General features: G+C 45.7%; 10 protein-coding genes and 1 pseudogene (1 of these 11 cut by a window edge). All 11 read right to left on the bottom strand.

All coding sequences use genetic code 11. The features are described from left to right. A pseudogene (locus A2048_09675) lies at positions 1-918 on the bottom strand (arginine decarboxylase); it reaches 886 nt to the left of the window's first position. Positions 919-980: 62 nt separating this feature from the next. Further along, a complete protein-coding gene (locus A2048_09670) occupies positions 981-1,322 on the bottom strand; it encodes a histidine triad nucleotide-binding protein (GenBank protein ID OGP10014.1) in 342 nt (113 codons plus the stop codon). A gap of 78 nt (positions 1,323-1,400) precedes the next feature. Then, a complete protein-coding gene (locus tag A2048_09665) occupies positions 1,401-1,781 on the bottom strand; it encodes a phosphoribosyl-AMP cyclohydrolase (GenBank protein ID OGP10007.1) in 381 nt (126 codons plus the stop codon). Between the two features lie 62 nt (positions 1,782-1,843). Beyond that, a complete protein-coding gene (locus A2048_09660; protein OGP10013.1) occupies positions 1,844-2,674 on the bottom strand; it encodes an imidazole glycerol phosphate synthase subunit HisF in 831 nt (276 codons plus the stop codon). 59 nt (positions 2,675-2,733) lie between these two features. Then, complete coding sequence (locus A2048_09655; protein OGP10006.1) at positions 2,734-3,453, bottom strand: 1-(5-phosphoribosyl)-5-[(5-phosphoribosylamino)methylideneamino]imidazole-4-carboxamide isomerase; 720 nt, start codon at positions 3,451-3,453, stop codon at positions 2,734-2,736. Beyond that, positions 3,453-4,091 (bottom strand): alkaline phosphatase, encoded by a 639-nt coding sequence (locus tag A2048_09650; protein OGP10005.1) that lies wholly within the window; start codon positions 4,089-4,091, stop codon positions 3,453-3,455. Before A2048_09650 ends, A2048_09655 begins: the two co-directional genes overlap by 1 nt. 34 nt (positions 4,092-4,125) lie before the next feature. After that, the gene (locus tag A2048_09645; GenBank protein ID OGP10004.1) at positions 4,126-4,788 is read right to left on the bottom strand and encodes an imidazole glycerol phosphate synthase, glutamine amidotransferase subunit; all 663 of its coding nucleotides are present in this window, start codon (positions 4,786-4,788) and stop codon (positions 4,126-4,128) included. Positions 4,789-4,802: 14 nt separating this feature from the next. Next, complete coding sequence (gene hisB / locus A2048_09640) at positions 4,803-5,393, bottom strand: imidazoleglycerol-phosphate dehydratase (GenBank protein ID OGP10003.1); 591 nt, start codon at positions 5,391-5,393, stop codon at positions 4,803-4,805. 60 nt (positions 5,394-5,453) lie between these two features. After that, positions 5,454-6,623, bottom strand: coding sequence for a molybdopterin biosynthesis protein MoeB (locus A2048_09635; GenBank protein ID OGP10002.1), 1,170 nt, complete (start codon positions 6,621-6,623; stop codon positions 5,454-5,456). 62 nt (positions 6,624-6,685) lie between these two features. Next, the gene (gene gatA, locus A2048_09630; GenBank protein ID OGP10012.1) at positions 6,686-8,149 is read right to left on the bottom strand and encodes an aspartyl/glutamyl-tRNA amidotransferase subunit A; all 1,464 of its coding nucleotides are present in this window, start codon (positions 8,147-8,149) and stop codon (positions 6,686-6,688) included. Then, positions 8,149-8,430, bottom strand: a complete 282-nt coding sequence (locus A2048_09625) for an asparaginyl/glutamyl-tRNA amidotransferase subunit C (protein OGP10011.1) — start codon at positions 8,428-8,430, stop codon at positions 8,149-8,151. Before A2048_09625 ends, gatA begins: the two co-directional genes overlap by 1 nt. Between the last annotated feature and the right edge of the window lie 48 nt (positions 8,431-8,478).

Genomic DNA, 8,478 nt, shown 5'->3' with positions numbered 1-8,478 from the left:
GTGCGAGGTTGAATTGCCCCCTTCATAATCAACACCCAACCCGCCACCCACATCAAAATATTCAATGCAAAGCCCCATCTTCCGAAGCTTGGCATACATGCGCGCTCCTTCATTGACCGCTTCTTTAATGGTGGAAATATTGGTGAGTTGGCTCCCCGCATGGAAATGAAACAATTTGAGGAAGTGGGTTTTCCCGGCCTGTTTTAAAATTTCAACAGCCTGAATCATTTCAGGAGTGGTCAAACCAAACTTGGCAAAATCACCACTGCTTGACACCCATTTACCGGCACCTTGAGTTGAAAGTTTCGCCCGCAACCCGATGATGGGCTCCACCTGCATTTCCTCCGCAATTTTCAACAGAAGGGAAAGCTCGGAAAGTTTTTCGATGACAACAATCACCTTGCGGTCAAGCTTGCGGCCCAACATGGCCAGCCGCATGAACTCTTCATCTTTATAACCATTGCATATCGTCAAGGCTTCCGTATCGGTATTGTAGGCCAGCACTGACAACAACTCCCCCTTGCTGCCTGCTTCCAACCCATGATGGTAGGGAGCCCCCGCATCCAGAATTTCCTCCACCACTTCGCGCATCTGGTTTACCTTGATGGGGTACACACCAAAATATTTTCCACGATAGTTATTTTCCTGGATATGTTTTTCGAATGATTTGTTCAAGGTGATGACACGCGAACGTAAAATGTCCTGAAAGCGCACCACACAGGGGAGAGCCAGTTTTTTATCCCCGATCTCGTCGATCACATCGCACATGTCGATGCTTGGCCCTGTTTGACCATAAGGAAAAACACACAAATGTCCCTTGTCGTTGACACCAAAATAACCGGCCCCCCAGTTTTCAATATTGTAATATTCAAGGGCCTTGGCGGTGCACCAATCGTTATTCTTTTTTTCTGCTTCCATTATTTTTGCGCTTAAATCTCTTAATTAGAAAGAAGAGTCAACGAAATACTCCTGAGCCAGAATTATAAACCAGCCATTCCCCCGCCCAACTGCCGTCCCCCCAAAATATGCAAATGAAGATGATAGACCGTCTGCCCTCCATCTTTGTTGCAATTGATCACAGTGCGATACCCTTTTTGGTCAATCCCCTGCTCCTTCACAATTTTTTGCACAGCGGAAAAAACGGGATTCATGATAGAGATGTCTGAAAGGTCGTTGAGAGTTCCAAAATGTTTTTTGGGAATGACAAGAATATGAACGGGGACCTGGGGATGTATGTCTTTAAAAGCCAGGACATCTTTATCTTCATACACCACCTGGCTGGAAATTTCTTTTTTGGCTATTTTGCAGAAAAGACAATCCATGGATTTTGTACGGGCGAACCTTGTGTTCGCCCAAAAATATTTGCACAATAATGGGCGAACACAAGGTTCGCCCCTACGTTATTTTTTATAAACCTTCTCTTCCTCAAAAATCTTTTCACCCACGGTGATCACTTTGTCCTTTTCAATCTTTCGAAAAAAACAGGTGCGGTACCCCACATGGCAGGCCGCCACTTTCTGAATGACTTTGATCAGCAGGCAATCGGCATCACAGTCAAAATAAATTTCCTTCACTTGCTGTGTGTGCCCTGAAGACTCTCCCTTGATCCACATTTTATTGCGCGAACGTGAATAAAAAGTGACATGGGGCCCTTCGATGGTTTTTTGCACGGCTTCTTTATTCATGTAGCCCACCATCAGGATTTCGTTGTTTGCAACATCCTGAATCACGGCAGGAATAAGGCCGTTGGCGTCGAATTTTAATTGATCGATTGAAAACATTTTTAGTTATGAGTTATGAGTTATGAGAAAAATCTTAAATCTCATAACTCCTAACTCATAACTCACCTTCTAACTTGTACCCCTTTCCCCGCCAAGTATTTTTTTGCTTCTGCAATGGTGTATTCCTGCATATGAAAAATGGAGGCGGCCAAAACAGCTTCCGCTTTTGCCACAACCAAGCCTTCATAGAGATGTTCCAAGGTCCCTACTCCTCCGGAGGCAATCACAGGAATAGTGGTTGCATCAACAAGGGCCTTGGTTAATTCCAGATCATAGCCGATTTTGGTGCCATCCCGATCCATGCTGGTCAGCAAAATTTCTCCAGCGCCGAAACTTTCCATTTTCTTGGCCCACTCGATAGCATCAAGACCTGTAGCTTTGCGACCGCCGTGGGTGAAAACTTCAAATCGCACCCTCCCCCCCATCCCCTCCCCTCGAGGGAGGGGGGATAATCCCCTCCCCCTTGAGGGGGGAGGGTCAGGGAGAGGGTGAACACGCTTCGCATCAATGGCCACAACAATGCATTGACTTCCAAACTCACCCGCCGCTTCACGCACAAATTCGGGCTGATTGACGGCCGCCGTATTAATGGACACCTTATCGGCACCGGCACTAAGCAAACGCCGGATATCTTCGAGGTTTCGCACCCCACCCCCCACAGTCAGGGGCATAAAAACCTGGGAGGCTGTTTTTTCAACAATGTCTAAGAGGATGTCTCGTTCTTCATGAGAGGCCGTAATATCCAAAAAAGTAAGCTCATCGGCGCCTTCATCGTCATAGCGCTTGGCAATTTCAACAGGATCCCCGGCATCGCGCAAGCCCACAAAATTAATCCCCTTGACCACACGGCCGTCTTTGACATCCAAACAGGGAATGATTCGTTTTGTGAGCATATATTGTGGGGGCGCAATGTCCTCCAGAGGTGGATCAGCCTCCGGCTGAAATTGCACCCCTACGCAGACAATGCAATCGCCTCTTTCAAATCCACCAATCCCTCATACAGGGCCTTGCCGGCAATGACACCTTTCACATTTTTGATTTTTTTTAGCGCCTTTATATCCTCCAAGGAAGTAAAACCCCCTGAAGCAATAATGGGGATAGCCGATGCTTTGGCCATTTCTTCAATACTATTCAAACTCATGCCTTGCATCATCCCATCTTTGGCCACATCGGTAAAAATGATCGATTCCAGGGAAAGGGATTCACATTTTTTTGCCAGGCTTGTCGCTTTAAGCCGGCTTACCTCATCCCAACCTTCCGTAGCCACCATCCCTGCCTTGGCATCCACACCCAAAATGATTTTTGAAGGGAAAAGAGAAACGGCTTCTTTGAGCAATTCCGGATTTTTAAGAGCCACCGTTCCCAAAATGCAAAAATGAACTCCGGTCTGAAAATATTTTTTGATGGTTTCAATGGAACGAATTCCGCCCCCGATTTCAAATTGGACGGAAGGAAAACTGTGTAAAAGCTTTTTTACCTCGTCAAAATGGACGGGTTTCCCCTCAAAGGCCCCATTTAAATCAACCAGATGAAGGCGCGTGGCTCCTGCATCAACCCAGCGTTTAGCCACAAGGAGAATATCCTCTGAATAAATTTTAGCCGTCCCCATTTTCCCCTGGGAAAGCCGCACCACTTTATGGTCTTTTAGGTCAATCGCCGGAAGAATTTGCATTATCTGTAGGGACCCCGCATCGCGGGGTCCCTACCCATTAAATGATGTTTCACCCAGAAACCAACCCCTATTAAAAGGAGGATTCCAATCACAAAATCAAATTTGTGAAAATAAGGCCCAAGGGTATTCCAATTGTCCCCCATTTTTTTTCCGACCCAGGCCAACCCGTAACACCAAGGGTAAGAGCCTATAAAAGTATAAACCACAAAGGGAACCATTTTCATGCGGACAACGCCTGCAGGGAACGAAATAAAAGTACGAATGACCGGTAACAATCTCGAAAAGAAAATGGCCCAGCCCCCATATTTCAAAAACCAGCAATCCGCCCATTGGATATCCCGCGGTGAGACAAGAATATATTTCCCATACTTCATCAGGAAGTCACGCCCAAGCCACAACCCTGCATAATAAGCAACGATCGAACCAAACACACACCCAAGAGCCCCTGCAAAGGCCACTCCATGCAAAGTAAACTGCCCTATACTCACAAGATATCCCGAAAACGGCATGATGATTTCACTGGGTAAGGGAATGCAGGCCGATTCAATGGCCATGGAAAGAAAAATTCCCCAGTACCCCATCCCCGAAATGACTGCGATAATGAAAGTGGCTAAAACTGAAATTATTTTTTCGATCATATATGATTCCGTACGGGCGCCGCTTGCCGCGCCCCTACAATCCCACAAAATTCTCCAACACCTTCAAACCCCATTTCTGGCTTTTTTCAGGGTGAAACTGACAAGCTAAAACATGATCTTTTTGAACACTGGAACAAAAAGAACCTTCGTAATCGGTGGTGGTGGCGACAACATCCTTATCTTTTGGAGAAACAAAATAAGAATGAACAAAATAAAAATAAGTTTCATCCGGCACATCACGAAACAATTTCAAATCGGCGCGTGTTTTTTTGATTTGGTTCCAACCGATCATGGGGATTTTTGGTAGGGGCGCTGCTTGCTGCGCCCTTATATGGGGCACTCCTAAGGGCGCAGCAAGCGGCGCCCCTACGGGAAAACGTTTCACCGATCCTTTGAGAAGACCCAATCCCTTTGTGGGGCCAAATTCTTCACTCTCTTCAAATAATAATTGAAGCCCCAGACAAATACCCAAAAACCATTTTCCGGATTTAATTTCTTCTTTGATGACATCAACCAAACCATACCGGGTCAGGTTTTCCATGCAGCGCGTATAGGCACCCACCCCTGGCAGGACGATTTTGGAAGCTTTTTTGATTTGTTTTATGTCACGGGTAACAACGACCTTGGCCCCCACCTTTTCCAAGGCCTTGGAGACACTTTTCAAATTACCCATGTCGTAGTTGATAATGGCGATCACTGTTGGCTCTTCACCTATAATTTCCCCTTCGTGGAAGGAATTGTTTTGATACGTGCATCCAATTGTGTCGCCATATCCAAGGCTCGTGTTGTGGCCTTAAAAATGGATTCGACCACATGATGACGATTGCCTGTCTTTAGGACGTGAATGTGCAAATTGATGTGGGCCGTATTCACAAAAGCCTGAAAAAATTCATGCACAAGATCTGTATCAAAATTTTTAATGCGTCCGGATTTTATGGCGGGCTGATAAACCAGACAAGGCCTACCCGAAAAATCAACCGCTGCCGTTGTCAGCACCTCATCCATGGGAAGCATAAAATGCCCATAACGACGGATTCCCTTTTTGTCGCCTAAAGCTTTTTTAAAAGCTTCTCCCAACACCAGGCCCACATCTTCAACTAAATGGTGATCATCCACCTCAATATCTCCGGTGGCTTTTATGGTTAGATCAAACAAACCGTGGCGCGCAAACGCCTCCAGCATGTGTGTAAAAAAAGGAATGGGTGTTTTGATGGAATAATTTCCGTTTCCATCAATGTTTAAGGATAAACTGATGTCCGTTTCCTTGGTTTTTCGTTTGAGGGTGGATTTTCGTTGTTTCATATGAATAACTCCCCCTCGCCCCCTCTTATTTTAAGAGGGGGTTGGGGGGCGTTAAAATAATCAATGTTTATTCGCCGTGGAACAAAACCACTCGTAGTCGATCAACTCTTTAATAGTCGGTTTATCGCCACAAACAGGGCATTGCGGGTCGCGCCTTATTTTAAGCTCACGGAATTTTTGTTTGAGGGCATCATACAAAATAAGTTTACCGATAAGAGGCTCTCCAATTCCCAATAAAATCTTGATTACTTCCACCCCTTGCAAACAGCCGATAATACCGGGAAGCACACCAAACACACCGGCTTCCTGACAACTAGGAGCCATTTCCGGCGGAGGGGGCAAAGGATACAAGCAACGATAGCAGGGCCCTTTTTGAGCCGGATCAAAAACCGTTATCTGCCCTTCAAACCGGAAAATGGAACCATCTACCAAAGGCTTCTTTAAAAAGACACAGGCATCGTTGATTAAATAACGCGTGGCAAAATTATCACAACCATTCACGATGATATCGTAGTCCTTGAAAATTTCCATCGCATTGGTGCGATCCAAGCGCATTTTGTAGGGTTTTACCTTGATGTCCGAATTGATGCCCTTCAAGCGATGCACCGCGGAATCAACCTTGGGAAGCCCTTCCCATGATTGGTCATGCAAAATTTGTCTTTGGAGATTGGATTGGTCAACGACATCGTTATCAATAATACCAATAGTGCCGACACCTGCGGCAGCTAAATAAAGACCGGCCGGAGATCCCAACCCCCCCGCACCAATAAGCATGACCTTGGATTCCAAAAGCTTCATCTGCCCGGCTTCCCCAACCTCGGGCATCGAAAGGTGGCGGGCATAGCGTGCCAGTTTTTCTGCCGACATTGATTTTTGTTGCTCAATGGGGAACCCTGCATGTTGCCAGGCTGAATAGCCTCCCTTCATGGAGGAAACATTTTTGTAACCCAATTCATTTAAGGCCTTGGCCGCCAGGGCTGAACGGTTACCTCCGGCGCAATAGAGCACGATATCTTTATTTTTATTGGGTTCGGCACTTTCGATTTTAAGTTCCAAAAAACCGCGAACAATGGCTTGGGCCTTGGGAAGTAATCCCCCCACGATTTCTTCTTTTTCACGGACATCAATCAAAAGAAAATCCGCCTTTTGGTCGATTTTCTTTTTGACATCTTCCACCGTGATTTCACGGATATTTTTTTTAATATTATTCAAATAATCTTGTACGGGCATAAGAATTTCCTTTAGGAAAGATTGCTATTATCAATAATCCAGGGTGTCTTGCAATGAGGAAGTTACAAGGAAGGTTTTTTCAAATGCCAGCTATGGGCCTGCTCGTAGGCATGGGCAACAGTAAAGAGAGTGCCTTCGTCAAAGGGCTTTCCGATAAGTTGCAAGCCGATGGGAAGATTTTTGTCGTCAAAACCACAGGGAAGGCTCATCCCTGGTAACCCCGCCAGGTTTACAGGAATGGTGCAGATATCTGAAAGATACATACAAACAGGATCCGACGTTTTTTCCCCCAGCTTGAAAGCCGTGGTGGGAGCCGTGGGAGTGGCCAAAACATCCACTTTCTTAAACACCTCCAAAAAATCATTACGAATGAGGGTCCGCGCTTTTTGGGCCTTTAAATAATAAGCATCGTAATAACCAGCCGAGAGAACATAAGTGCCAAGCATGATGCGCCGCTTGACCTCGGGGCCAAAGCCTTGGGTCTTTGTGTTTTCGTATAATTCATGAAGGGTGGTGGCTTTTGCCCGTAACCCATAACGAACCCCATCAAAGCGCGCCAGATTGGAAGAAGCCTCCGCAGGGGCCAAAATATAATAGACAGCGCAAGCATATTCAGTATTGGGAAGGCTTACTTCCGAAACAATCGCCCCCATTTTTTCAAGGCTGGCCACTGCTTTTTGAACCGCATCACGCACGGAAGGATGGATCCCTTCAGCAAAATATTCGCGGGGCATTCCTATCTTTAACCCCTTCACGGGCTTTCGTAAAAAAGAAGTGTAATCGGGAATGGACATATCAATGGATGTTGAATCGCGGGCATCGTACCCTGCAATGGCGTTCATCAAAAGAGCGCAGTCTTCAACGTCTTTGGTCATGGGGCCCATTTGATCGAGCGAACTGGCAAAGGCAATCACGCCATAACGACTCACGCGTCCATAAGTGGGCTTTAACCCGACAATGCTACAAAGCGAAGCCGGTTGGCGAATGGAGCCCCCCGTATCAGTTCCAAGAGAAGCAAAACACAAATCAGCACTCACCGCCGCTGCCGACCCACCGGAAGAACCACCGGGCACACAGTCTAGATTCCATGGATTTTTGACTTGTTTGTAAGCTGAATTTTCATTGGAAGAACCCATGGCAAACTCATCCATGTTGATTTTTCCGACAATCACCATGCCACTCTCAAGAAGTTTTTGGATGACCGTACTGTTATAGGGAGGAACATAACCCTCCAAGATTTTGGAAGCGCAGGTGGTAGGGATTCCTTCTGTTAAATAAATATCCTTGGGCCCCAAGGGGATGCCCATCAGAGGACCGGTATAATTTCCCTTCGCAATTTTTTCATCGATTGCTTTAGCCTGTGTTAAGGCTTTTTCCTTGCAGATGTGAAGATAAGCTCCAAGCTTGGAATCAAGACTTTCAATGCGTTCAATTTGAAAGCGAGCCAACTCATGCGCCGAAATTTCCCTATTTTTTAACTTGGGAGCAATTTCATGGATTGATTTTTGAAGTAATTCTTTTTCCATCATAAGACTTTAGGAACCCTAAAAAAATCTCCCTCGGCTTCAGGGGCCATCGCCAGCGCCTTCTCTTTTACATTTGTATTTACAATTTTATCCTCACGAAAAACATTGGTCACCTCCACGGCATGGGAAGTGGCCGCCACATTTTTGAGATCGAGTTGATCTAATTTTTCAACAAATCCCAAAATATTCCCCAACTCGACAACAAATTTTTGTTTTTCACTTTCCGATAATGAAAGCTTTGAAAGATGGGCTATTTTTTCGACTTCTTTAAGGGTAATCATGAAGGCCGGATGTAACACATAGATTAAAATGATGTCAAATGATGTGCA

The sequence above is a fragment of the Deltaproteobacteria bacterium GWA2_45_12 genome, from assembly GCA_001797365.1.
In the GTDB taxonomy this organism is placed as follows: Bacteria; UBA10199; UBA10199; order UBA10199; family UBA10199; genus UBA10199.
This window is presented reverse-complemented; position numbering and strand designations above follow the sequence as displayed.

Excerpts from the sequence above, each read along its gene's own strand:
- A2048_09670 (OGP10014.1), bottom strand. The coding sequence starts at position 1,322 with ATGGATTGTCTTTTCTGCAAAATAGCCAAAAAAGAAATTTCCAGCCAG.
- A2048_09665 (OGP10007.1), bottom strand. The coding sequence starts at position 1,781 with ATGTTTTCAATCGATCAATTAAAATTCGACGCCAACGGCCTTATTCCT.
- A2048_09660 (OGP10013.1), bottom strand. The coding sequence starts at position 2,674 with ATGCTCACAAAACGAATCATTCCCTGTTTGGATGTCAAAGACGGCCGT.
- A2048_09655 (OGP10006.1), bottom strand. The coding sequence starts at position 3,453 with ATGCAAATTCTTCCGGCGATTGACCTAAAAGACCATAAAGTGGTGCGG.
- A2048_09650 (OGP10005.1), bottom strand. The coding sequence starts at position 4,091 with ATGATCGAAAAAATAATTTCAGTTTTAGCCACTTTCATTATCGCAGTC.
- hisB (OGP10003.1), bottom strand. The coding sequence starts at position 5,393 with ATGAAACAACGAAAATCCACCCTCAAACGAAAAACCAAGGAAACGGAC.
- A2048_09635 (OGP10002.1), bottom strand. The coding sequence starts at position 6,623 with ATGCCCGTACAAGATTATTTGAATAATATTAAAAAAAATATCCGTGAA.
- gatA (OGP10012.1), bottom strand. The coding sequence starts at position 8,149 with ATGGAAAAAGAATTACTTCAAAAATCAATCCATGAAATTGCTCCCAAG.
- A2048_09625 (OGP10011.1), bottom strand. The coding sequence starts at position 8,430 with ATGATTACCCTTAAAGAAGTCGAAAAAATAGCCCATCTTTCAAAGCTT.